We start from the raw sequence: 20,950 nt of genomic DNA, 5'->3' as shown, positions 1-20,950 counted from the left end.
AGCCGGCCGTGTGAGTTAACAGTTCTCATGTGAGGAATGTTCAAGGCGACCGCCCGAGTGAATCACGTATGAAGACCGTCCTGATTGGTGTGGGGCAGGCGGGTGGGAAGCTCACGTCGGCCCTTCAGTCGTTCGACCGAGAGATGGGGTTCGGCGCGGTGCTCGACGCGATTGCGGTGAACACCGCGAAAGCGGATCTCCAGTCGCTTCCGGTCGAGACCCTGCTCATCGGCCAAGACCGCGTCAGCGGGCACGGCGTCGGCGGCGACAACGAGCTCGGAGCCGAGGTCATGGAGTCGGACCAGACCGAGGTCATGTCTGCCCTCGACGGCCGCGTGACGGCCGAAGCCGAGTCGATTTTCGTCGTCGCCGGCCTCGGCGGCGGCTCCGGCTCGGGCGGCGCGCCCGTCCTCGCGAAGGCGCTCGCCCGCGTCTACGACGTGCCGGTGTACGTTCTCGGAATCCTGCCCGGACGGGACGAAGGGGCGATGTATCAGGTGAACGCCGGCCGGTCGCTCAAGACCGTCGCCCGCGAGGCCGACGCCGTCCTCCTCGTCGACAACGACGCCTTCCGGTCGTCCGGCGAGTCGGTGAGCGAGGGCTACGACGCCATCAACGAGGCCATCGCTCGCCGCGTGGGCCTGCTCCTCGCGGCCGGCGAGGCGACCGAGGGCGTCGGCGAGAGCGTCGTCGACAGCTCCGAGGTCATCAACACCCTCCGTTCCGGAGGTATCGCCGCGCTCGGATACGCGAGCGCCGAGGCCTCCCCGAACGCCGAGGACAACATCAACGCGGTCATGAGCACGACCCGCAGCGCCGTCCTGACGGGGACGAGCCTGCCGGACGCGAGCGACGCGGACTCCGCGCTCGTCGTCATCGCCGGGGAACCCGACACGATTCCGCGGAAGGGCGTCGAGCGGGCGCGCCGCTGGGTCGAAGAGGAGACCGGCAGTCTGGAGGTCCGCGGCGGCGACTTTCCGCTTGAGAGCGGCCGGCTCGCGTCGCTCGTCCTCCTCGGCGGCGTCGAGCGCTCCGAGCGGGTCGAGTCGTTCATGGAGCGCGCCCGCGAGGCCATCGACCGGGCGAAGACCGAGACGCGAGCGGACCCCAAAGAGATGTGGCACAACGACGACCTCGACGACCTGCTGTGAGCGCCGACGCGGTCGCTGTGGTTCGAACGACCACCGAGCGAGGGGTTTCGAGGACGTTCGTCCAGCGATTCCGCGAGCATCGTCCAGTCTGCGAATGTTTTTTCCGTATCCCCGCCCACTCATGCTATGTGTTAACAAGTATTTCTTTCGGGGGAGCGAAGCGATGCGTGTGAGAGTCGACTCGGCGCGACGCCGGGGTCGACATGTCTGAGTCGACTTCGGGCCCGCTCCGGCGAAGTATCGAAGTCGAGTACTGGGTCGTCGAGGAGGACGGTTCGTTCACCGACCCGGGCGGGCTCGTCGACGCCTCGTCGGGGGCCGAACGGGAGTTCGTCGAACCGGTGTTGGAGGTGAAAACGACGCCGTGCGACTCGTCGGCCGAGTTGCGCGAGGAGTTGTACGAACGGCTCGGCGATGTCCTCTCTCGGGCCGAGGAGGTCGGAAAGCGGCTCGTCCCGCTCGCCACACCGCTCAGCGACGAGGTGGTGACGGAACTGGAGAGCGACCGGACGCGCATCCAGAACCGCGTCGTCGGGTCGGACTTCCAGTACGCGCGACACTGCGTGGGGACGCACGTCCACGTCGAACAGCGTCCCGGTCGGGAAATCGACCAGTACAACGCGCTCGTGGCGCTGGACCCCGCGTTGGCGCTCGTGAACTCCTCGCCGTACTACGAGGGCCGTCGGTTGGCGGCGGGCGCGCGGTCGAAGCTGTACCGGCGGATGACCTACGACGACGTGCCGCATCAGGGTCGGCTGTGGCGCTACGCCGACGACACGCGGGAGTGGTCTCGCCGCCTCGAACGCCGGTTCGAGGAGTTCCTCGTGCGCGCCGAGGAGGAGGGCGTCGACCGGGCGACCATCGAGGCGAACTTCGACCCCGAGAGCGCGGTCTGGACGCCGGTGCAGCTCAGAGCCGAGTTCGGCACGGTCGAATGGCGCTCGCCCGACTGCTCGCTCCCGAGCGACGTGCTCAGACTGGCGAACAGCGTCGCGGACGTGGTGAACCGCCTCGACGACGCGACTCTCAGAATCGACGGCGACGACGGGCGCGTGACGGACGAGGGGGTCGTCCTCCCCGAGTTCGACGCGGTGCTCCGGTACGTCAACGCCGCCATCGAGGACGGACTGGACTCCACGGAGGTGCGGTCGTACCTCGACCGGATGGGCTTCGACGTGGACGCCTACAGCCCGGTGTCACACGAGATAGACGGCCGCGAGACGATCACGCCCGCGGACGCGCGAGAACTGCGGCTGACTCACGCGGACCGGCTCGAACGGGACGTACGGAGCGCAGTACGGCAATAAGAGTGAGAGACCGCCGACCGCTTACTGCTGGATGAGGCTCGCGCCGTCGAGTTCGGTGCGGCTGTACTCGACGTCCATGAGGTCGAGGATGGTCGGCGCGATGTCGTAGAGGTCGGCGTCCTCGATGACCGCACCGGGGTCGTCGACGTACAGCGTCGCGTTGTCGAACGAGTGCATCCCGTTGCGGGGCCCGACGCCGAACACGTCGTCGTGGCCCTTGAAGCCGGACTTCAGGTCGAAGCCGTGGTTCGGGATGACCACGAGGTCGGGGGCGATGTCGTCGTGGTCGCCGCGGAAGGCGTCTTCCTTGACGACGACGCGGTCTGCGACCTTGTTGCCGTCGGGGCCTTCGAGCGCTTCGAGTTCGGCCTTCAGTTCGTCGCGGACTGCCTCGTACTCGGATTGCGGGACCGACCCGCGGGGCTCGCGGCCTTCGAGGTTGACGAAGAACCGGCCGGGGATGAGCGAGTACGCCTTCGACTCCTCGTCGATGTCCGAAAGCGCGTCGTGGTCGTCGTCCTCGTAGGAGAGCCAGCCGTTCTCTTCGAGCCAGGTGTTGCAGTGGACCTCGTAGTCGAGGGAGGTAAAGCCGTGGTCGGACGCGACGATGAGCGTCACGTCCTCGGGGAGGGCGTCGCGGATGCGACCGAGGTAGTCGTCGACGGTGCGGTAGAACTCCATGAAGGCGTCCTTGTTCTTCCCGTCGCGCTCGTAGTCCTTGAACAGGAAGTGGTTGACCCGGTCGGTCGTCATGAAGACGCCGAAAAAGAGGTCCCAGTCGTCCTGGTCGATGTAGCGCTCGAACGCCTCGTAGCGCCGGTCGAGCGTCTTGCGGGCGTCCTCCATGAACGCGGTCTTGTCGTCGTCGTGACCGAGTTTCGCGTTCACGTCTATCTTGTAGTTCATCTCGGAGAGCGCGTCGCGGAAGTCGTCGGGGTAGGCGGCCTTGTCGACGCCGGGCGAGAGGAAGCCCGAGACCATGCGCTGGACGTTGCGCTGGGGCGGGAACGTCACGGGGACGTTCATCACGGTGGCCTCGCGGCCGGCGTCGGTGACGCGGTCCCAGACGCGGGTGGCCTGCACGTCGCGGCCCATCGGAACGTACGTGTCGTAGGAGCCGACCTCGCGGTCCTGGAAGCCGTAGACGCCGGTCTCGCCGGGGTTGACGCCGGTCGTGAGCGCCGGCCAACACGCCGAGGACTCCGGCGGGACGATGCTGTCTATGTCGCCCGCAGAGCCCTCGTCGGCCAGCGCCGCGAAGTTGGGGAACTCGTCGGGATGCTCAGAGAGGAGAGTGAACGGGACCCCGTCGATGCCGATGAAGGCGACGCGGGGGTGATCTTTGCCGCGGAGACGGTCGAACAAACCCATACCTCACGGTATCCGAGACGAACCATAAGAAGGTTCGTCTCTCACCCGGAGTTTGCGACGAGAGACGACGGATACGCGGCCGCTGTCGGAGAAAGCGGCGAATCTCTCCGGGCGAACGAGAGGCGCTGTCGCCGTCGGCGACCTGTCAACCCCGAATCAGGCCCGTCGGGGGGAACGACGCCACCGACGCCGGCCGCGCGCGCTCCGGTGGGGGCGGCCCCGAACCGTCTCTCGGCGAGACAGTCGGTCCGAATCGGGGGTGTGTCGAGCGGGGCGAAGGAGGTCTACCGGGCCGGGCGAAGGAGCGAAGTGCCGCGCGGGACAACGACAGGGCGTGAAGGAGTTCGAGCGTAAACAGCTCTTGGAGCGCGTCAATCGGGAGGGTGCGACCGTCGGCGCACAGATTCCCGACCGCATCGAGGTCCAAGGCGAGGAGATAGACCTCAGGGAGTTCGTCTTCGAGATAAAGCGCCGCGACACCGTCCCGTCGGGCGAGAAAGAGCGCGTCGACCAGGCGAAGCGGAACCTCCGCCGCGAGCGCCTCGAACGGCTCCAGCGAATCGAGGACAACGAGGTGAGCTACGACGAGGGCCGGCGACTGGTCGAGGACATCGTCGGCATCGACCGGGCGCTGAACGCCCTCGAACAGCTTCGGCCGGTCGACCTCGAACAGGAGGAACACCGCCAGACCGCCGCGGACCAGAAGCGCTGGATGAACTTCCTGAAGAAGGCGCTGGGCCGCGACGGCGGCAAGGGCAAGCGGGGCGGCCGATGAGCCGAAACGACGAGATAGCGAGCCTGCTGGAGGAGTTCGCCGACCTGCTGGAGGCGAAAGACGTGGCCTACAAGCCGTCGAGCTACCGCCGCGCCGCCGAGAACGTCCGCGAGCACCCGACGCCCGTCGAGGAACTCGCCGAGGAGGGCGACGACGCGGTGCAGGAAATCGACCGCGTCGGCGACGCCATCGCCTCGAAAATCGTCGAGTACGTCGAGACGGGTCGCATCGAGGAGTTGGCGGAACTCCGCGAGGAGTTGCCGGTCGACATGGCCGGCCTGACGAGCGTCGAGGGCGTCGGCCCGAAGACGGTCGGCAAACTCTACGAGGCGCTCGGCGTCGCCGACCTCGACGACCTCGAAGCGGCCGCCCGCGACGGGAAGATACAGGAGGTCAAGGGGTTCGGCGCGAAGACGGAGGCGAACATCCTCGACGGCATCGAGTTCGCCCGCGAGGCGACCGGCCGCGAACTGCTCGGGAGGGCCCGGCCCGTCGCCGACGACCTGCTTTCGTACCTCGGGGACCACGACGCCGTCGGCAGGGTCGAACCCGCGGGGTCGATGCGGCGGTGGCGCGAGACGGTCGGCGACATCGACGTGCTCGCAGAAAGCGCCGACGCCGAGGCGGTCATCGACCGCTTCCTCGCGTGGGAGCTCGTCGGCGACACCATCGAGGCGGGCGAGCAGAAAGCGAGCGTCCGGGTGAACGGGATGCGGGTCGACCTCCGCGTCGTCGACCCCGCGGAGTACGGCGCGGCGCTCCAGTACTTCACCGGGAGCAAGGACCACAACGTCCACCTCCGCAACATCGCCATCGACCGCGGCCTCAAGATGAACGAGTACGGGATGTTCGACGTCTCGGACGTCGAGGACCCCGACGACGGCCCGCGGGCCGGAACCCGCGTCGCCGGCGACACCGAGGAGTCGATGTACGCCGCGCTCGACCTCCCGCTCGTCCCGCCGGAGATGCGCGAGGACACCGGCGAGATCGAGCGCGCCGCCGACGGCGACCTGCCCGACCTCCTCGCGGAGGGCGACCTCCGGGGCGACCTCCACACCCACACCGACTGGTCCGACGGCGACAACACAATCGCCGAGATGGTCGCGGCCGCCGAAGAGCACGGCTACGACTACCACGCCGTCACCGACCACGCCACCGGCCCCGGCATGGTCGGCGGCGTCGGCGTCGAGGACGACGACCTGCTCGACCAGGTTGAGGAGGTCCGCGCCGTCGCCGACGACGCCGACATCGCGGTGTTCACCGGCGTCGAGGCCAACATCGACGCCGAGGGCGGCATCTCCGTCGCCGACGACGTGCTGGCCGAACTCGACGTGGTCGTCGCCTCGCCCCACAGCGCGCTCGACCAGGACCGCGAGACGGCGACCGAACGGCTCGTCACCGCGATGGAACACCCCGCGGTGAACGTCCTCGGCCACCCGACCGGCCGGCTCATCAACCAGCGCCCCGGCCTCCCGCTCGACTACGAGCGACTCGCCGAGGCCGCCGTCGAAAACCGGGTCGCGCTCGAACTCAACGCCAGCCCGTACCGCCTCGACCTGAACGGCGAGGCGCTCAAAATCGCCGTCGAGGCGGGCGCGACCGTCGTCATCGACACCGACGCCCACCGACCGGGAGAACTCGACCACGCCCGCTACGGGGTCCACACGGCCCGCCGCGGCTGGGTCGAAACCGCGGACGTGCTGAACGCGCGGTCGGTCGAGGAGCTGACCGACTTCCTCAAGTGACCGACGACGTCGGGCCGGACCATCCCGGCACGGTCGCCTCGGGCGTCGACCGCGCCGCCCCCGACGACACAGCGCTTCTCCTGGACGTGATGCTCGGCAAGCTCGCCACGTACCTGCGGATGTGCGGCTACGACGCCGAATACGCGCTCGACGGCGGCGACGAGGCGGATGAGTCCGACGGCGGTCGCGACCCCCGAACCGACCCCGGCGACGACGGACTGCTCGCGCGGGCGGACGCCGAGGGGCGCGCCCTCCTCACCCGCGACGTGCGACTGGCCCAGCGAGCCCCGCGGAGCGTCCTCCTCGCCGAGCGGGAGCCAATCGCGCAACTCCGCGAACTCGAATCGGTCGGCTTCGCGGTCTCGCTGGACGAGGAGCCGGCGCGCTGTGGCGTCTGTAACGGCCGCGTGGAGGCCGTCGGCCGCGACGAGTCGGTGCCGGACTACGCGCCCGACCCGGCGGAGACGGCGCTGTGGCGGTGTCGAGACTGCGGACAGGTGTTCTGGCGCGGGAGCCACTGGCGCGACGTGGAAGCGAGATTGGACGGCGAAGAAGGGTAAGCGGTCGTCAGAAGACTACTCGCGGCGGCGCGGGAACCACTCGTCGCAGGCTTCCATGTCCTGCATCATCTCGTCGTGGGCCGCGCAGTAGGGTTTGAGCCCGTCCGAGGTTCGGACGTACTCGAAGTACGTGCAGTTGCCGCAGTAGCGGTCGCCGACGGTGGCGTTCGCCGGGCGGTCCGCGTCGGGGTGGTCGGCCGCGCCGGCCGGCGAGCGCGCGGACTCGCTGGACTGGACCGTGTCGACGCCGGAGGAGCCGGCGGAGCCGGAGCGACTCGCCGTCGCGGTGTCGGCGGTCTCCGCCCCGCCGGGTGACGCCGAGGATTCGGCGTCGAGCGGGGTGATGTCCTGCGTCGACGCGCCGCCGTCGGTCGCGCCGGCGGTCGCAGTCGCCCCCGACCCGGCTGTCGCGGTCGACTGATTCGTCTGCGTCTGGACGTCGCCGTCGGGCGTGCCGCCGAGGAAGCCGATGCCGCCGAGTCCGCCGCGGGAGTTCTCGACTTCGACGACGCGGGTCTCGCCTTTCTTCGTCACCTGCACCGTGGCCGTGCCGCCCGGGTCGTTCCGCGTCTTGAAGTTGGCGACGCCGACGAACAGACACCAGAACGTCGTGACCGTGCCGAAGAAGTAGACGGCGACGGTTTCGAGCGTGAGGTCGGGGAGGCCGGCCCCGCAGGTCGCGCCGGTCCACTGACAGGGGTACGCGTACGAGAAGAGCGCGACGCCGAGGACGGCGATGCTCGCGCCGATGAGCGACGCGGCGCGGGTTCGACGGCTCGCGGGGAGGACCGCGAGGACGCCGAGGAAGACGGCGGGGACGCCGATGCCTCCGAGGATGCCCCCGAGTTCGCGCGCTTCGCCGAGGGTCGCCCCGCCGGACGTGTACACGTCGGTGGTCGCGACGACGATGCCCGCGACGACGAGCAGCACGCCGAGGAGGAACCCCCCGAAGCCCAGGGACAGCCGTCGGAGACTCGGCCCGCCCCGGCCACCGTGGTACGCCTCCGAAAGACTAGTCATGGCACCGACTACGAAAGCAGCCCCTAAAACGATGCGTCAGACGAGTATCTACTTCTCGACACGTCGCAGGGCGGCGACACGCGCACGGCGACCCGATACGCCGCCGGCGGCGCGGCGGCGGTACATGTGAATCTCGAAGGGATTATCATGCGCGGTGGCTAATCCCCGCGCATGGCTGACGAGGAAGCAGACGAGGCACCCGCCGTCGAACTCGGTACGGGCGCGTCCGTCGAAGGTGCGCCCCTCGCGCGCGTCGCCTCCCGACTGACGTGGCCGCAAGAAAAGAGCAGCATCCTGAACAAAGAGGGCGACGCGGTCATCCGCACGCCCGACGGCCCCCAGAGCCTCGAAGACGTGCTCGCCGAGGCCGACGAGACCTACTTCGAGACGCGACAGGCCTTCGTCGACGACGTGCTCGACATCGTCGGTCGCGGCCCGGTCCAGACGGACTAGCGGTGTTACGCCGCCGGCTCGCCGGTCTCCCGTGGCTCTACCGCGCCCTCATCGTCGGGGGCGTCGTCGGGGCCGCGTGGAGCCTCTGGCCGCTTCCCGCCGGCGACCTCACCTACCGCGCGGTCCACGACGCCCTCCTGTTCATCCTCGTACCCGGAGCGCTCGCGCTCGCCCACGGCCGCAACCTCGGCTGGAACGTCGACCGCGCGGCGCTCCGAAACACCCTTTTGCTCGCGCTGTTCGTCCTCCCCTTCTACCTCGTCGGGTCGAGCCTGCCGTCGATTCGGGCGTACTACCCGATGTGGCACACCTCGACCGCGCTCGCGGACTTTCTCCCGCACGCCGCCCAGCAACTGCTCGTCGTCGTCGCCGCCGAGACGTACTACCGCGGCCTGCTCTGCGTCGGCGTCCGCGAAATCGGCCGGAAGAGCGCACTCATCAGTCCGATTCTCTACGCCTTCCACCACGTCGGCAAACCCCCGATAGAGATTCTTCTGTCCGCTCCGACGGACGTGCTGTTCGGCCTCGTCGACTACGAGAGCGATTCGATTCTCCCTTCCATCGTCGCCCACGGCGGCGGCCTCGTGCTCTTGGACTGGCTCGTGCTCCACCCGCCGCTGTTCCCGCCCGACCGGGTCGCCGCGGCGCTCCAGTGGCTCCCGATTCCGCTATGAGCGACGGTGACGACGCGGAGAGAGAGGAAGAACCGTCACCGTCGCTCGGCCTCGCCCGCGGCACCGTCGAACTCCTCGCGCACGACCCGCGCTGGCGCGAGGCGTACGAGCGCGAGGTCGAGCGTCTTCGACCGCGACTCGACAGCGACGACGCCGGTAGTGGTGGTAGCGACGCCGACGGCGTCCGGTTCGGACACGTCGGGAGCACCGCGGTTCCGGGGCTGGCCGCCAAACCCATCATCGACCTGCTCGTCCTCGTCTCCGCCCTCGACGACGCCGAGGGCGTCGCGCGGGCGCTCGAAGCCGCGGGCTACGAGGAGCGCCCCGACAACGACGTTCCCGACCGCCGGTTTTTCGTCCGCGGCCCGCCCGAACGCCGGACCCACTACCTCTCTCTAACAGAACTCGGAAGCGACTGCCACCGCGAGCAGGTCGCCTTCCGCGACGCGCTCCGCGCGGACGACGGCCTCGCGGCCGAGTACGAGCGACACAAGCGCAAACTCGCCGAGGCGCATCCGGATGAACGAAGTCGATACACGGCCGCGAAATCATCGTTCGTCGAATCGGTGCTCGACGACTCGCTCGTGTGAAGTCGGCACACTACCATACCTTTTCCCCGTCGGAGCATCAAGAGAGGTGCATGGCACTCCCAATCGACCCCAGCGCCATCAAACCGGAAGACATCGGCGAGGAACGCGTCGTCCTCGAAATGGAACACGAGGCGGCAATCGAGCGCGTCCGCGAGGCCTTTACCGACGCCGGGTTCGGTGTCGCCACCGAATTCTCGCCCTCCGAGATGCTCAACGAGAAGGTCGACGCCGGCCGCGACCCCTACTACGTCCTCGGGGCGTGTAACCCGAACATGGCGGACCGCGCGCTCGACGCCACCGACAACAAGATGGGCGGGCTGTTCCCGTGCAACGTGGTCATCTGGGAGGAAGAGCCGGGCAAGCAGGTCGTCTACCACCTGAGCATCATGCGCGTCGCCCGACTCATCGGCATCGCGCCCGACGACGACGAGATGGCCGACATCATCGCCGACACGGGCGAACTCGTCGAACAGGCGCTCGCCAACCTCGACGCGGCCGAGGCGTAGGCGGGGTATCGAAGCGCAACCGGCTGTCTCGACTTACAATCCGTCTCGCGCGTCGAGCGCGTCCGCGATGCGCTTTACGTCGCCGCGAATCTTGTACAGCAGGTAGAGCGCGACGAGCGCCGCGACCACGGGGAGGAGCGCGAAGATGCCGTAGATGAGGATGATGATGAGCAGTTCGGGACCGCCGGGTACCTGTAACGGGAGCATGCGAGAACGTATTACCCGACTGTCAAAATACGTTGCTCAGGCGAAGTCGAAGATGTCGGTCTGGAGACCGGCGGCCATCGTGGACTTCCGGCGGAGGTCCGAAAGCGACACCGGGAGGTACTCCGTCACGTCGCGGACGGCGTCGCCGAACGTCTCGGCGTCGGCCGTCTCGCCCTCGAAGGCGTGGCGGATGGACTCGCGTATCTGCCAGACGCCGACCGGGCCCCAGTAGTCGTCGGAGACGTGTCTGATGACGAGCGCCTTCGCCTGTCGGCCGCGGTCTTGGAGGTGTTCGAGGACGCCGAGCCGGGAGGCGTGGTACGCGCCGGCCGTCTCGTTCACGTAGCCGGTCCGGCCCTCGTAGCCCTCGCGGTCGGCGGCGAGGTACATTCCCGCCTCGGGGTCGGGGTTCCAGACGCTCCCCGGCGCTTTCAGCTCGATGAGTTCGAACTCCCAGCGCCCCGGCGCGAGGATGACCCAGAAGGCGTTGCCGATGAACTCGTTGCGGTAGATTTCGACGCCGTCGACGCTGTCGGCGTGTTTGACCTGTCCGCGGAGGTACTGGCCGAGCGTGTCGTCGACCGCGGTGATGGACCACCGCGTCGGGACGAGTCGGCGCTGTTCGGTCTGGCCGAGCGCGCCCGCGGAGAGGATGGTGTTGATGTCGTACACGTCGAAGCCGCGGCGGTAGAGGTACGTCATCGCGCCCTCGGCGTTCCAGTCGTCGTCTTCGAGCGTCTTTTGCACCAGTTTGGGGACGTGCGGGTTCTCCGCGAGGTCGGCCGAGCGGGCGCGGGCCCGCGGGCCGACGGGCGTCGCCACGTCGTCGGCGGCGGCGTCGAGGTCGAGAGACGGCTTCCCGTCGAGGCCGATTTCGACCGTCACGGGGCGGTCGGCGATGGCGACCTCGCGTTGGGTCCCGAGGAAGCCGTCCCACGAGTCGGCGACGTTCGTCACCTTCGTCCCGCGATTCGAGTTCAGAAGCGAGGTGCGCCGCTGGAACACGTCGTCGATGCTCACGCCCTCGTCGTACCACGCCGCGCTCGTCTCGAAGGAGGCGGCGTCCTCGTCGTGGCCGACCGGCGAGAGGATGCCCGTCGAGACGTTCGGGTAGTTCGACCGCCCGACGAAGATAGAGGGGGAGACGCCGCCGTACAGCGAGTCTCCCTGCACCGTCTCCTCGAACCGGTCTTGGAACGTTTCGAGGTGGTCGAGGATGCCGTAGGACTTCTCCTCGGCGAGTCGCCGCCGCTCGGCGCGCTCGTCCCGCTCGATGTCCATGTACTCGTCGAGCCGCATTCACCGGATGTGGGTCGCCCGCGGGTATGAACCTTCGGCGACGCGTCCGGGTCAGAAAGGGGTCCGACTCGCGCGGGCGGCCGTCAGGTGTGGATGCCCATCGCTTCGATCTGTTCTTGGTAGCGGTTCCGGATGGTGACTTCCGTCACCTGCGCGACCTCGGCGACCTCGCGCTGGGTCTTCTTCTCGTTGCAGAGAAGCGACGCGGCGTAGATTGCGGCGGCGGCGAAGCCGGTCGGCGATTTCCCGGAGAGAAGCCCCTGTTCCGCGGTCGTCTCGATGATCTCGTTGGCCTTCGACTGGACCTCCTTCGAGAGGTCGAGTTCCGACGAGAACCGCGGGACGTACTTCTTGGGGTCTACCGGCCGCATCTCCAGGCCGAGTTCCTGCGAGATGTAGCGGTACGTCCGCCCGATTTCCTTGCGCTCGACGCGCGACACCTCGGAAATCTCTTCGAGGGAACGCGGAATACCCTCCTTCCGACAGGCGGCGTACAGCGCCGAGGTGGCGACGCCCTCGATGGAGCGGCCGCGAATCAGGTCCTCGCTGAGCGCGCGGCGGTAGATGACCGACGCGACTTCCCGAACCGACCGCGGGACGCCGAGCGCCGACGCCATGCGGTCGATCTCGCTGAGGGCGAACTGGAGGTTGCGCTCGCCGGCGTCCTTGGTCCGGATGCGCTCTTGCCACTTGCGGAGGCGGTGCATCTGCGACCGCTTCTTCGAGGAGATAGAGCGGCCGTAGGCGTCTTTGTCCTTCCAGTCGATAGTCGTCGTCAGCCCCTTGTCGTGCATCGTCTGCGTGGTCGGCGCGCCCACGCGCGACTTCGACTGCCGCTCTGAGTGGTTGAACGCCCGCCACTCCGGGCCGGGGTCGATGCGCTCTTCTTCGATGATGATGCCGGTCTCCTCGTGAATCAACTCGCCGTCGCCGGTCCGAACGACTTCCTCGGGGTCGAGGTCGTCGAGGTCCAACTCCTCTTCGGATGTCTCGTCGTCCTGTGACTCGTCTCCCCATCGAGTCCGGTCGTGGTCACGCTCCCGCTGGCGGGTAGGCCGTTTCATCGCATTTATATATTGTCTATTTGCTTGCACTTCAACCTTTGCCGGCGTTCGTCGCAGTATCGCCGGCCCTCGGTGACGAACGGAGCGCCTTTACCGAGTCCCCGGCGAGGTGACGGTATGCCGACCGTCGAGTGTGACCCCGACGAAGCCCGAGGACGACTCGAAGCCGCGGGCGTGTCCGTCTCGCCCGGAAACACCGACCACGAGCGGTGGCGCGCCGAACGCGGCGACGCCAGCGCGATCGCCTACGACGGGAAAGTCGTCGTGCAGGGGTCGCGGCCGACGGACCTGCTCGCGCTCATCCGGCCGAAAGGCGGCCGCGCGCACGTCTACTTCGACGGCGCGAGTCGCGGGAACCCCGGTCCCGCCGCCATCGGGTGGGCCATCGTGACGAGCGACGGCATCGTCGCCGAGGGGTCGAAGCGAATCGGCGAGACGACCAACAACCGCGCGGAGTACGAGGCGCTCGTGGAGGCGCTGTCGGTCGCAGCGGAGTACGGCTACGACGAGGTGGACGTCCGCGGCGACTCGCAGTTGATCGTCAAGCAGGTCCGCGGCGAGTGGAACACCAACGACCCCGGACTCAAGGAGCGCCGCGTGAAGGCCCGAGAGCTGCTGTCGGCGTTCGACCGCTGGTCGCTGGAGCACGTACCGCGAGAGATAAACGACCGCGCCGACTCCCTAGCCAACGAGGCCCTCGACGATGCCTGAGTCAGAACTCCCCGAAGACGTGCTTTCCGAAGCCGAGCGGCTGACGCGGCTGGCCCGCGACGCCGTCGACCCCGACGAGGCCGAGGCGTATCGGTCCGCCCGCGACGACATCGTGGGCGAGTACGAGTTCCGCGCGCGACACCGCGAGGACGACGACGTGTTGGTGCTCCACCCCGACGAGTGGGTCGACGACGACGGGGTCGTCGACCCGACGGAGATAGACGACGTCGACCGCGGAATCGAACGCCCGCTGTCGGGGACCGGCGAGGACCACGAGTGGAGCGCGGTCGAAGAGTACAACGCGGCGTGCGTCGCTGCCGTCGCCGAGGAACACGGCGCGGACCACGCGGCGAACGCGCGGGCGTTCGCGGACTTCCTCGGGAACCACTACGTCCGGCGAATCGAGACGGCCGGCGCTCCGGAGGTTCGCGAGTTCGTCGAAGAATATTATCCACGCAACGCGTGGCCGACCGCGGAACAGCGGTCGTTGTTACCGGAGTCGCTCGAATTGCTCTTCGACGCCGCAGACGCCGAAGTGCCCGAATACAACTGAGCGAACCCCGCGGTTCGTGCGGTGTGTACTGCCGATTACAGCTTGCCTTCGACGAGCTCCGAGACCATCTCGGCGCGCTCGTCGTCGGTGACGAACTTCGAGAGCATCCAGTCGAAGCGGTCGAGGACCGCCTGGAGGCCGTCGTCGGTCAGTTCGTACTGGTTCGTCCGCTTGTCGAGTTCGCTCTTTTCGACCAGCCCCATCTCGACGAGGTCGTCGAGGTTGGGGTACAGACGCCCGTGGTTAACTTCGGTGTCGTAGTACGATTCGAGGTGGCGCTTGATGGCCAGGCCGTACATCGGCTCCTCGGCGAGAATGACGAGGATGTTCTGTTGGAACGCGGTGAGGTCCCGAGCCGCACCGGATTTGTTGCCAATTGTTTGTGCCTCTGACATGCATATGGAAATGTCACCGTCCTATTTAAACTTTGTCAACGAGCAGTCGGTTTCGCCGTCGAACGCGAGGACACTATACGATGAAATTGGGGCGGAGCGGACACGAGTGCCGAGTATTGCACAGAGGCGGGCCACGGCGACGAACGGGAGACGGCGGGCAGTAGCCGCGCGGGCATATCTGGGGAATATCTCACACGCATAGCGGTAACGTCGTGGGATTCCGTGGGGAATACCTCTACATATAGAGGGGTTCAAAGTGGCCGACGAGACCCGGATGGCAGCGGTACGAGACCGATCCCGAAAGGACTTTTGCCCGCATCGAGGATGGGTTCGGTATGGTGAACCTCTGGGAAGACATGGAGACCGGCCCGAACGCGCCGGACGAAATCTACGCAGTCGTCGAGTGTCTCAAAGGCGAGCGCAACAAGTACGAGTACGACAAGGACATTCCCGGCGTCGTCCTCGACCGCGTGCTCCACTCCAACGTCCACTACCCGTCGGACTACGGCTTCATGCCGCAGACGTACTACGACGACGAGGACCCCTTCGACGTGCTCGTCCTCGTCGAGGACCAGACGTTCCCCGGCTGCGTCATCGAGGCCCGCCCGGTCGCGCTCATGAAGATGGACGACGACGGCGAGCAGGACGACAAGGTCATCGCCGTCCCCATCGAGGACCCCCGCTACGACCACATCGAGGACCTCGAAGACATCCCCCAGCAGACGCTCGACGAGATCGACGAGTTCTTCTCGACCTACAAGAACCTCGAAGCCGGCAAGGAAGTCGAGACGCTGGGCTGGGAGGACAAACAGGCCGCCAAGGACGCCATCGAACACGCGATGGACCTCTACGAAGAGAACTTCGCGTAAGCGACGTTACCGCGCGTTTTTTCCGCGCCGCATCTTCGACCGCGAGCCGCCGCGCCCGTCTGCGGCGGCACTCCCCCGAAGAATCGTCCGAATGGGAGACCGACCGCCGTCGTCGCCACAGATACCCGACAGTTATCGCTGACGCGCCCGCCGATAAATTATGCGCATGGGTAATCTTTAGTTCCTGTGTCGGGTACGTCGAGACGAGTATGGCAGCCAAGCAACCCCGCCTCGGGCTTCAACACCCGACCGTCGTTCCCACGAACTTCACGCCCGCCGACGAGGCGGACGAAGACGCCGAGGAATCGTCCTCCGAAGACGCGTAACCCTGAATTTCTCGCGCGACGACCGTCGAGAGCGACAGCGCGAGCCGCGCCGCCGACGCACTCTGCCGTCGCCTGAAACGGATAATTCGGGGATATGAACCGGCAACGGTGCGGATTCGTCACCTAATCAAGAGGGACGTCAACATACCACATTCATGAGGGAACCCCTTTTTATCTCGCCGCTGTAAGGCGTTGGTAATGCCTATCTGCGACGTGTGCGGCAAAGACGAGAGTCTGCCGTACCGCTGTTCGCGGTGTGGCGGGACGTTCTGTTCCGAACACCGCCTCCCCGAGAACCACGACTGCGCGGGGCTCTCCGACTGGGACGACCCCGCCGGCGTCTTCGATAGCTCCTTCGACGATTCGGTGAACAATCAGGGCGGCCGCGGCGGGGGACTGCTCAGCTCGCTCACGGGCGCTGGCGGCGTGTTAGGCTACTTCCGCGGGAACGTCACCTACCTGTTCCTCGCGCTGATGTGGCTCACGTTCCTCGCACAGCTCGTCTTAGAGCGACTCCTCGGACTGCCCGACCTCTCGGTCACCGCCTTCTATCTCACGACCTCCCACCCCGAGTACGTCTGGACGTGGGTCACCTCGATATTCGCCCACGGCGGCTTCTACCACATCGTCGGCAACTCCATCGTGCTGTTCTTCTTCGGCCCGCTGGTGGAGCGCTACGTCGGGTCGCGGAAGTTCGCGGCGCTGTTCCTCGTCAGCGGGATGCTCGCCGGGCTCGCACAAATCGGCTCGTCGCTGGTGTTGTCGCCGGGTATCCCGTCCGGAGTCGTCGGTGCGAGCGGGGCCATCATGGCCGTTCTGGGCGTCCTGACGGTCCTCAACCCGGGGCTTCGAATCTACCTGTACTTCATCATCCCCGTGCCGCTGTGGCTGTTCACGCTCGGGTTCGCCGGCATCTCGGTGTTTTTCTTCCTCAGTCCGGGGGCCGGTGGCGGCATCGCCCACTTCGCGCACCTCATCGGTCTCGTCATCGGCCTCGCCTACGGCCAGCGCGTGAAGGGCCAACGGAAGGTCCCCTCGCAGCTCTCGCTCGGCGGGCGCGGTCCCGGCGGACCGGGCGGCCCCGGCCGCGGTCGGTTCTGAGATGCGACCGACCCGCCTCGACCTCGCGCCGCGCCCCGGACTCTCGCGCGACGAGATGGAGTCGCTTCAGCGCCGGGTCGCCGAGGCCGCCGTCTTCGAGGACGACCTCCCGTTCGACCCGACGGCCGTCTCGCTCGACACACCGGAAACGGGGAATCAGACGCTCACCGACGCGACAGCACCCGATGGCGACGCCGACACCGACTCGCAACCGCCGCTCGTCGCCGGCGTCGACCAGTCGTTTCTGGACGACCGCGCGCTGAGCGCCGTCGTCGTCCTCCGCGGCGGCGAGGTGGTCGAGCGCGTCCACGCCGTCTCGGAGCTCGACCTTCCCTACATCCCCGGCCTGCTCTCGTTCCGCGAGGGCGGCCCCGTCCTCGACGCGCTCGCCGAACTCGACTGCGACCCCGACCTCCTCGTCTTCGACGGCTCCGGTCGCATCCACTTCCGGCAGGCCGGCCTCGCCACCCACCTCGGCGTCGTCTGCGACGTGCCGAGCATCGGCGTCGCCAAGTCGCTGCTCTGCGGGACGCCGGACGAGGACGTGGACGGCCGGCCGGAGGGGTGGCGAACGCCGATTCGCGCCGACGACTCGGTCGACCCCGTCGGCGGTCACCCCGCCACGCCCGAGACGACCATCGGCTACGCCTTCCAGTCGCGGCAGTACGACTCGCGGCCGATTATCAACCCGCTGTACGTCAGTCCCGGCCACCGACTCGCGGCGGCGACGGCCGTCGACCTCGTCTCCCGGCTGTCGGGGTCGTACAAGCTCCCCGAACCGACCCGGCTGGCCGACGCCTACGCCGACGAGGCGAAGGCCCAGTACGAAGACTGAGCGGGGCCCAATCGTGGCGAACCGCCCACACTTAACAGCGCGCGGTTCGACCTACCGACGTGCATCAAAAGACGGTCCTCATCACCGGTTGCTCCTCGGGAATCGGGCGCGCGACGGCGCTCGACTTCCTCGACGAGGAGTGGGAGGTCTACGCCACCGCCCGGAACCCGGCCGACATCGAGACGCTGGGGGAACGCGGCGCGAACATCGCGACGCTCGACGTGACCGACCAGGGGGACGTCGACCGCGTCGTCGACCGCATCGCCGACGAGCAGGGCCGCATCGACTGCCTCGTCAACAACGCCGGCTACGGCCAGATGGGCCCCGTCGAGGACGTGCCGACCGAGAAGGTCCACGGCCAGTTCGACGTGAACGTCTACGGTCCACACCGGCTCATCCGCGCCGTGTTACCCCACATGCGCTCGCAGGGCGACGGCACCATCGTCAACGTCTCCAGCGTCGTCGGCCGCGTCGCCTTCCCCGGCACCGGCGTCTACGCCGGCTCGAAGTTCGCGCTCGAAGCGATGACCGACGCGCTCCGCACCGAGGTCGAGGAGTACGGTATCGACGCCGTCCTCATCGAACCGGGGCCGGTCGAGACGCAGTTCTCGAACCGCGTCGAGACCGAAGTCAACGGCAACGGCGAGGACGACGACGGCCTCGACCGCTCGGGCGCGTACGAGAAACTCTACAAACTGTTCGACGACTCGCAGGCGCTCGGCGGGAGCGGCCCCGGCGCGGTTCCGCCCGAACGGGTCGCAGAAGACATCGTCGACGCCGCGAGTTCGACCAAGCCGCGGGCGCGCTACCAGCCCGGAACCGTCGCCCGCGTCGGCGTCCTCGCGCGCTTCCTGCCCGACGCGTGGCGCGACGCGCTCTACGGCTTCGCCCGCAAACTCCCCTGAAACGCGCCGTCTATCCGCGCCCCGGCCTGCTCGACGCTAGTCGAGACAGGTCGCGACGACCCGGAGGGCGTCTTCGCCCTGTACCTGTTCTGCGAGCAGCGGCACCCGCTTTACGTCGCGGCCGCGGAAGAGATTCGTCGCCGAGCGGAGCGCGTCCTGTTGGACCTGCCAGCGGCGCTGACAGAAGCCGCAGTTCTCCAGGTCGGGCGACTCTATCCACTTCGGGTCCACGTTCGCCACGTCCTCGACGGACTCCATCACGCGGTTGACGACGAGCGTCTGGACGGGGATGTCGAACTCGTCGAGCCGCGAGACGAGTCGCTTGGACTCCACGACGCTCATCTCCTCGGGAATCATGACGACGCGGAAGTCGGTCCGCGTCGGGTCCCGAAGGACCGCGCGCAGGCGCTCGATGCGCTCGCGGAGGTCGTCGAGGTCCGCCATCCCGGCCTGCGGGTCGTCGGGGCCGCCGCCGAACATCCCCTTGAGGTTGTCCATCATGCCGGAGAAGCGCTGGCGCATCCGGGCGACGCGACCGAGCATGGAGTCCATCAGCTCGGGGAGTTCGAGCAATCGGAGCGTGTGACCCGTGGGTGCGGTGTCGACGACGACGCGGTCGAACCGCGGGTCGTCCATGTATTCGAGGAGCTGCTGCATCGCCGCGGCCTCGTCCGCGCCGGGCATCGGGCCGCCCATCCCCATCGGTCCGTCGCCGCCGAGGAGGTCCTCGAAGCCGCCCATGCCACCGCCCATGCCGCCGAGCGGGGAGTCCGCGTCGCCGCCGGCGAAAGGGGTGTCGTCGTCGTGCTCGCCGGTCTCGAAGTCGGCCTCGTCGTCGGAGCCCTCGCCCGCGCCGTCGCCGCCGGCGAACGGCCCGTCCATGACCGCGTCGGGGTCGATTTCGGCCGCGTAGAGGGGTATCTCCTCGCGGATTCGACCCGGCTTGTCGGGGACCGGCACGCCGAGCGTGTCGGACAGAGAGTGTGCGGGGTCCGTGGAGACGACGAGCGTCGCGGTGCCGTCGGCCGCGCTGGCGAGCGCCGTCGCCGCGGCCATCGTGGTCTTCCCGACGCCGCCCTTGCCGCCGTAGAGGACGTAATCTGGGGCGTCGATTCCCTCGGGGAGGTCCTCGGTGTCGGTCGAGGTGACCTCGTCGGGGTCGGTGACTTCCACCTCGATTTCGGCCGGCCCGTCGTCGCCGGCGTCGTCGTCTTCGTCGGCGTCGGGTCGCTCCGTCGGCTCAACGTCGATGTCCATGTCGGACCCGACACCGCGGGGCTTTGTGTACTTCTCGGTCTCGGAACCGCCGGTGGACTTTTGCCCGGTCGCGTCGGTGCCGACCGCAACCGCGACCGCCATCGCTGTTTCCCGCTCCAGACCGCTTTTGTCCCGACCGCCCGTGGTCGGTCGTATGCGCGAGTTCGCATCCGACCCGCCCGAGGAGGTCCGCGTCGGCGACGCCCTCCGCGAGGCGGACCACACCGTCGCCGTCGCCGAGTCCTGTACCGGCGGTCTCATCGGATCGCTCCTGACCGACGTGCCCGGCTCCAGCGACTACTTCGACCGCTCGCTGGTCACCTACTCCTACGACGCCAAGCGCCACGAACTGGCCGTCTCGCGGGAGTCGCTGGACGAACGCGGGGCCGTCTCCGAGCCCGTCGCCCGCGAGATGGCCGCCGGCGTCCGCGACGTGGCCGACGCGACGTGGGGGCTGGCGACGACGGGCATCGCCGGCCCCGAGGGCGGTCTGCCCGGCAAGCCGGTCGGCACCGTCTTCGTCGGCGTCGCCTTCGCCGCGCCGTGGGGGTCCGGCGACTCGTACGCCCGCGTCGAGCGCTTCGAGTACGACGGGTCGCGGACGCAGGTGAAAGAACGGATTGCGCGCGGGGCGCTGGCGCTCCTCCGCGGGGAAATCGAGTCCGTGACGACCGACTGAGTCGTCCGGCGGGCCGCCGTCGGTCGGTTCCGTGGGAAAGCTTTGTATCCCGGCGGACCAGTCTGCATCCATGAACAAGAAGGGACACGTGCTCAACGCCATCCTGCTGGCGCTCGGGCTCGGCGTCATCCTCACCGTGGACCCCCGGTCGTTCGAACCGACGGCCGACTCGGCGTTCCTCCTCGCCCAGAAGATCGGTCAGCTGTCGCTTCCGGTCGTGCTCGGCGCGCTGTTTCCCGACGTCGACACCGCCTTCGGAAAGCACCGAAAGACGCTCCACAACCTCCCGGTGTTGGCGATATTCCTCGTGTTCCCGCTCGTCTTCGGCAACCTCCAGTTCGTCTGGATCGGCGTCGCCACCCACTACGTCCTCGACATGGTCGGCTCGAAGCGCGGCATCGCGCTGTTCTACCCGCTTTCGCCGCAGGAGTACGACCTGCCGACCGGCGTGGCGACGAGTTCGAAACACGCCGACGCGGTGACCGTCGTCGTCACGGTGGCCGAACTCGGCGTCCTCGCCGGCGTCCACTACTACCTCTTTTCGCTCGACGTGTCGCTGGCTGACGCCGCGGCGTCGTTCAGCGCGGTGCTCTGAGG

General features: G+C 68.0%; 24 protein-coding genes. 17 read left to right on the top strand and 7 right to left on the bottom strand.

Annotated elements, in window-relative coordinates; translation table 11 throughout:
• Positions 1 to 68: 68 nt before the first annotated feature.
• Both FY251_RS00720 and FY251_RS00715 read left to right on the top strand, forming a co-directional pair.
• On the top strand, positions 69 to 1,151 hold the full coding sequence (locus FY251_RS00720) for a tubulin/FtsZ family protein (protein WP_148413019.1): 1,083 nt from the start codon (positions 69 to 71) through the stop codon (positions 1,149 to 1,151).
• A 203-nt stretch (positions 1,152 to 1,354) separates the two neighbouring features.
• Positions 1,355 to 2,458: a glutamate-cysteine ligase family protein gene (locus tag FY251_RS00715; RefSeq protein WP_148413018.1), complete on the top strand. Its 1,104-nt coding sequence runs from the start codon at positions 1,355 to 1,357 to the stop codon at positions 2,456 to 2,458.
• Positions 2,459 to 2,479: 21 nt separating this feature from the next.
• Here FY251_RS00715 and FY251_RS00710 read toward each other — a convergent pair whose 3' ends face one another.
• A complete protein-coding gene (locus tag FY251_RS00710) occupies positions 2,480 to 3,829 on the bottom strand; it encodes an alkaline phosphatase family protein (RefSeq protein ID WP_148413017.1) in 1,350 nt (449 codons plus the stop codon).
• Positions 3,830 to 4,163: 334 nt separating this feature from the next.
• Here FY251_RS00710 and FY251_RS00705 point away from each other — a divergent pair, with 334 nt between their 5' ends.
• From FY251_RS00705 to FY251_RS00695, 3 genes are read left to right on the top strand one after another with little or no spacing between them, the layout of a single operon-like run.
• Positions 4,164 to 4,604 carry a DUF5788 family protein gene (locus tag FY251_RS00705; RefSeq protein WP_148413016.1) on the top strand — a complete coding sequence of 147 codons (441 nt, stop codon included), beginning with the start codon at positions 4,164 to 4,166 and terminating at the stop codon, positions 4,602 to 4,604.
• Entirely contained in the window at positions 4,601 to 6,349 is a 1,749-nt protein-coding gene (polX, locus tag FY251_RS00700) for a DNA polymerase/3'-5' exonuclease PolX (RefSeq protein ID WP_148413015.1), read from the top strand. Before FY251_RS00705 ends, polX begins: the two co-directional genes overlap by 4 nt.
• Positions 6,346 to 6,909 (top strand): Mut7-C RNAse domain-containing protein, encoded by a 564-nt coding sequence (locus FY251_RS00695; RefSeq protein WP_148413014.1) that lies wholly within the window; start codon positions 6,346 to 6,348, stop codon positions 6,907 to 6,909. The genes polX and FY251_RS00695 overlap by 4 nt, the downstream gene beginning before the upstream one ends.
• A gap of 15 nt (positions 6,910 to 6,924) precedes the next feature.
• Here the strand turns inward: FY251_RS00695 and FY251_RS00690 are convergent, their stop codons facing one another.
• Complete coding sequence (locus FY251_RS00690) at positions 6,925 to 7,929, bottom strand: YihY/virulence factor BrkB family protein (RefSeq protein WP_148413013.1); 1,005 nt, start codon at positions 7,927 to 7,929, stop codon at positions 6,925 to 6,927.
• A gap of 171 nt (positions 7,930 to 8,100) precedes the next feature.
• On the opposite strand from FY251_RS00690, the gene FY251_RS00685 reads away from it, so the two are divergent.
• The 4 genes from FY251_RS00685 to FY251_RS00670 are packed head-to-tail and all read left to right on the top strand — an operon-like array spanning position 8,101 to position 10,152.
• Positions 8,101 to 8,382: a DUF5789 family protein gene (locus FY251_RS00685; protein ID WP_007274349.1), complete on the top strand. Its 282-nt coding sequence runs from the start codon at positions 8,101 to 8,103 to the stop codon at positions 8,380 to 8,382.
• Positions 8,383 to 8,384: 2 nt separating this feature from the next.
• Positions 8,385 to 9,056 carry a type II CAAX prenyl endopeptidase Rce1 family protein gene (locus FY251_RS00680; RefSeq protein WP_148413012.1) on the top strand — a complete coding sequence of 224 codons (672 nt, stop codon included), beginning with the start codon at positions 8,385 to 8,387 and terminating at the stop codon, positions 9,054 to 9,056.
• Positions 9,053 to 9,646: a GrpB family protein gene (locus tag FY251_RS00675; protein WP_148413011.1), complete on the top strand. Its 594-nt coding sequence runs from the start codon at positions 9,053 to 9,055 to the stop codon at positions 9,644 to 9,646. Before FY251_RS00680 ends, FY251_RS00675 begins: the two co-directional genes overlap by 4 nt.
• A gap of 50 nt (positions 9,647 to 9,696) precedes the next feature.
• Complete coding sequence (locus FY251_RS00670) at positions 9,697 to 10,152, top strand: DUF302 domain-containing protein (protein ID WP_089779029.1); 456 nt, start codon at positions 9,697 to 9,699, stop codon at positions 10,150 to 10,152.
• 33 nt (positions 10,153 to 10,185) lie between these two features.
• Here FY251_RS00670 and FY251_RS22345 read toward each other — a convergent pair whose 3' ends face one another.
• The 3 genes from FY251_RS22345 to FY251_RS00660 form a co-directional block, all read right to left on the bottom strand.
• Positions 10,186 to 10,359 carry a hypothetical protein gene (locus FY251_RS22345; RefSeq protein WP_004970081.1) on the bottom strand — a complete coding sequence of 58 codons (174 nt, stop codon included), beginning with the start codon at positions 10,357 to 10,359 and terminating at the stop codon, positions 10,186 to 10,188.
• A 36-nt stretch (positions 10,360 to 10,395) separates the two neighbouring features.
• Positions 10,396 to 11,658 carry a DNA repair protein NreA gene (gene nreA, locus FY251_RS00665; RefSeq protein WP_148413010.1) on the bottom strand — a complete coding sequence of 421 codons (1,263 nt, stop codon included), beginning with the start codon at positions 11,656 to 11,658 and terminating at the stop codon, positions 10,396 to 10,398.
• 83 nt (positions 11,659 to 11,741) lie between these two features.
• Positions 11,742 to 12,722 (bottom strand): transcription initiation factor IIB family protein, encoded by a 981-nt coding sequence (locus FY251_RS00660; RefSeq protein WP_089779034.1) that lies wholly within the window; start codon positions 12,720 to 12,722, stop codon positions 11,742 to 11,744.
• A gap of 117 nt (positions 12,723 to 12,839) precedes the next feature.
• Between FY251_RS00660 and rnhA the strand changes: the two genes are divergently transcribed.
• Together rnhA and FY251_RS00650 are read left to right on the top strand one after the other, a co-directional pair.
• Positions 12,840 to 13,433, top strand: coding sequence for a ribonuclease HI (gene rnhA, locus FY251_RS00655; RefSeq protein WP_148413009.1), 594 nt, complete (start codon positions 12,840 to 12,842; stop codon positions 13,431 to 13,433).
• Complete coding sequence (locus tag FY251_RS00650) at positions 13,426 to 13,986, top strand: rnhA operon protein (RefSeq protein ID WP_148413008.1); 561 nt, start codon at positions 13,426 to 13,428, stop codon at positions 13,984 to 13,986. Before rnhA ends, FY251_RS00650 begins: the two co-directional genes overlap by 8 nt.
• A gap of 35 nt (positions 13,987 to 14,021) precedes the next feature.
• Here FY251_RS00650 and FY251_RS00645 read toward each other — a convergent pair whose 3' ends face one another.
• Positions 14,022 to 14,381, bottom strand: coding sequence for a PadR family transcriptional regulator (locus FY251_RS00645; RefSeq protein WP_004970086.1), 360 nt, complete (start codon positions 14,379 to 14,381; stop codon positions 14,022 to 14,024).
• A gap of 335 nt (positions 14,382 to 14,716) precedes the next feature.
• On the opposite strand from FY251_RS00645, the gene FY251_RS00640 reads away from it, so the two are divergent.
• From FY251_RS00640 to FY251_RS00625, 4 genes are all read left to right on the top strand, one after another.
• The gene (locus FY251_RS00640) at positions 14,717 to 15,250 is read left to right on the top strand and encodes an inorganic diphosphatase (protein WP_148413007.1); all 534 of its coding nucleotides are present in this window, start codon (positions 14,717 to 14,719) and stop codon (positions 15,248 to 15,250) included.
• Between the two features lie 524 nt (positions 15,251 to 15,774).
• Positions 15,775 to 16,677, top strand: coding sequence for a rhomboid family intramembrane serine protease (locus FY251_RS00635; RefSeq protein ID WP_148413006.1), 903 nt, complete (start codon positions 15,775 to 15,777; stop codon positions 16,675 to 16,677).
• A 1-nt stretch (position 16,678) separates the two neighbouring features.
• Entirely contained in the window at positions 16,679 to 17,512 is an 834-nt protein-coding gene (locus tag FY251_RS00630) for an endonuclease V (protein WP_148413005.1), read from the top strand.
• Positions 17,513 to 17,571: 59 nt separating this feature from the next.
• A complete protein-coding gene (locus FY251_RS00625) occupies positions 17,572 to 18,417 on the top strand; it encodes an SDR family oxidoreductase (RefSeq protein ID WP_148413004.1) in 846 nt (281 codons plus the stop codon).
• A gap of 36 nt (positions 18,418 to 18,453) precedes the next feature.
• On the opposite strand, the gene FY251_RS00620 is transcribed toward FY251_RS00625, so the two are convergent.
• Positions 18,454 to 19,674, bottom strand: coding sequence for an ArsA family ATPase (locus FY251_RS00620; RefSeq protein ID WP_148413580.1), 1,221 nt, complete (start codon positions 19,672 to 19,674; stop codon positions 18,454 to 18,456).
• A gap of 154 nt (positions 19,675 to 19,828) precedes the next feature.
• Here FY251_RS00620 and FY251_RS00615 point away from each other — a divergent pair, with 154 nt between their 5' ends.
• A complete protein-coding gene (locus FY251_RS00615) occupies positions 19,829 to 20,353 on the top strand; it encodes a CinA family protein (protein ID WP_148413003.1) in 525 nt (174 codons plus the stop codon).
• A gap of 70 nt (positions 20,354 to 20,423) precedes the next feature.
• The gene (locus FY251_RS00610) at positions 20,424 to 20,948 is read left to right on the top strand and encodes a metal-dependent hydrolase (RefSeq protein ID WP_089779051.1); all 525 of its coding nucleotides are present in this window, start codon (positions 20,424 to 20,426) and stop codon (positions 20,946 to 20,948) included.
• Positions 20,949 to 20,950: the final 2 nt, after the last annotated feature.

The sequence above is a fragment of the Haloferax sp. KTX1 genome (assembly GCF_902410085.1).
Classification (GTDB): Archaea; Halobacteriota; Halobacteria; order Halobacteriales; family Haloferacaceae; genus Haloferax; species Haloferax massiliensis.
The sequence above is the reverse complement of the archived record's forward strand: the minus strand, read 5'-3'. Positions and strand labels throughout refer to the sequence as shown.

Bases quoted from the DNA above. Each gene is read 5' to 3' on its own strand.
- FY251_RS00720 (WP_148413019.1), top strand. From the start codon at position 69: ATGAAGACCGTCCTGATTGGTGTGGGGCAGGCGGGTGGGAAGCTCACG.
- FY251_RS00715 (WP_148413018.1), top strand. From the start codon at position 1,355: ATGTCTGAGTCGACTTCGGGCCCGCTCCGGCGAAGTATCGAAGTCGAG.
- FY251_RS00710 (WP_148413017.1), bottom strand. From the start codon at position 3,829: ATGGGTTTGTTCGACCGTCTCCGCGGCAAAGATCACCCCCGCGTCGCC.
- polX (WP_148413015.1), top strand. From the start codon at position 4,601: ATGAGCCGAAACGACGAGATAGCGAGCCTGCTGGAGGAGTTCGCCGAC.
- FY251_RS00690 (WP_148413013.1), bottom strand. From the start codon at position 7,929: ATGACTAGTCTTTCGGAGGCGTACCACGGTGGCCGGGGCGGGCCGAGT.
- FY251_RS00685 (WP_007274349.1), top strand. From the start codon at position 8,101: ATGGCTGACGAGGAAGCAGACGAGGCACCCGCCGTCGAACTCGGTACG.
- FY251_RS00675 (WP_148413011.1), top strand. From the start codon at position 9,053: ATGAGCGACGGTGACGACGCGGAGAGAGAGGAAGAACCGTCACCGTCG.
- FY251_RS00670 (WP_089779029.1), top strand. From the start codon at position 9,697: ATGGCACTCCCAATCGACCCCAGCGCCATCAAACCGGAAGACATCGGC.
- FY251_RS22345 (WP_004970081.1), bottom strand. From the start codon at position 10,359: ATGCTCCCGTTACAGGTACCCGGCGGTCCCGAACTGCTCATCATCATC.
- nreA (WP_148413010.1), bottom strand. From the start codon at position 11,658: ATGCGGCTCGACGAGTACATGGACATCGAGCGGGACGAGCGCGCCGAG.
- FY251_RS00660 (WP_089779034.1), bottom strand. From the start codon at position 12,722: ATGAAACGGCCTACCCGCCAGCGGGAGCGTGACCACGACCGGACTCGA.
- rnhA (WP_148413009.1), top strand. From the start codon at position 12,840: ATGCCGACCGTCGAGTGTGACCCCGACGAAGCCCGAGGACGACTCGAA.
- FY251_RS00650 (WP_148413008.1), top strand. From the start codon at position 13,426: ATGCCTGAGTCAGAACTCCCCGAAGACGTGCTTTCCGAAGCCGAGCGG.
- FY251_RS00645 (WP_004970086.1), bottom strand. From the start codon at position 14,381: ATGTCAGAGGCACAAACAATTGGCAACAAATCCGGTGCGGCTCGGGAC.
- FY251_RS00640 (WP_148413007.1), top strand. From the start codon at position 14,717: ATGGTGAACCTCTGGGAAGACATGGAGACCGGCCCGAACGCGCCGGAC.
- FY251_RS00635 (WP_148413006.1), top strand. From the start codon at position 15,775: ATGCCTATCTGCGACGTGTGCGGCAAAGACGAGAGTCTGCCGTACCGC.
- FY251_RS00630 (WP_148413005.1), top strand. From the start codon at position 16,679: ATGCGACCGACCCGCCTCGACCTCGCGCCGCGCCCCGGACTCTCGCGC.
- FY251_RS00620 (WP_148413580.1), bottom strand. From the start codon at position 19,674: ATGGACATCGACGTTGAGCCGACGGAGCGACCCGACGCCGACGAAGAC.
- FY251_RS00615 (WP_148413003.1), top strand. From the start codon at position 19,829: ATGCGCGAGTTCGCATCCGACCCGCCCGAGGAGGTCCGCGTCGGCGAC.
- FY251_RS00610 (WP_089779051.1), top strand. From the start codon at position 20,424: ATGAACAAGAAGGGACACGTGCTCAACGCCATCCTGCTGGCGCTCGGG.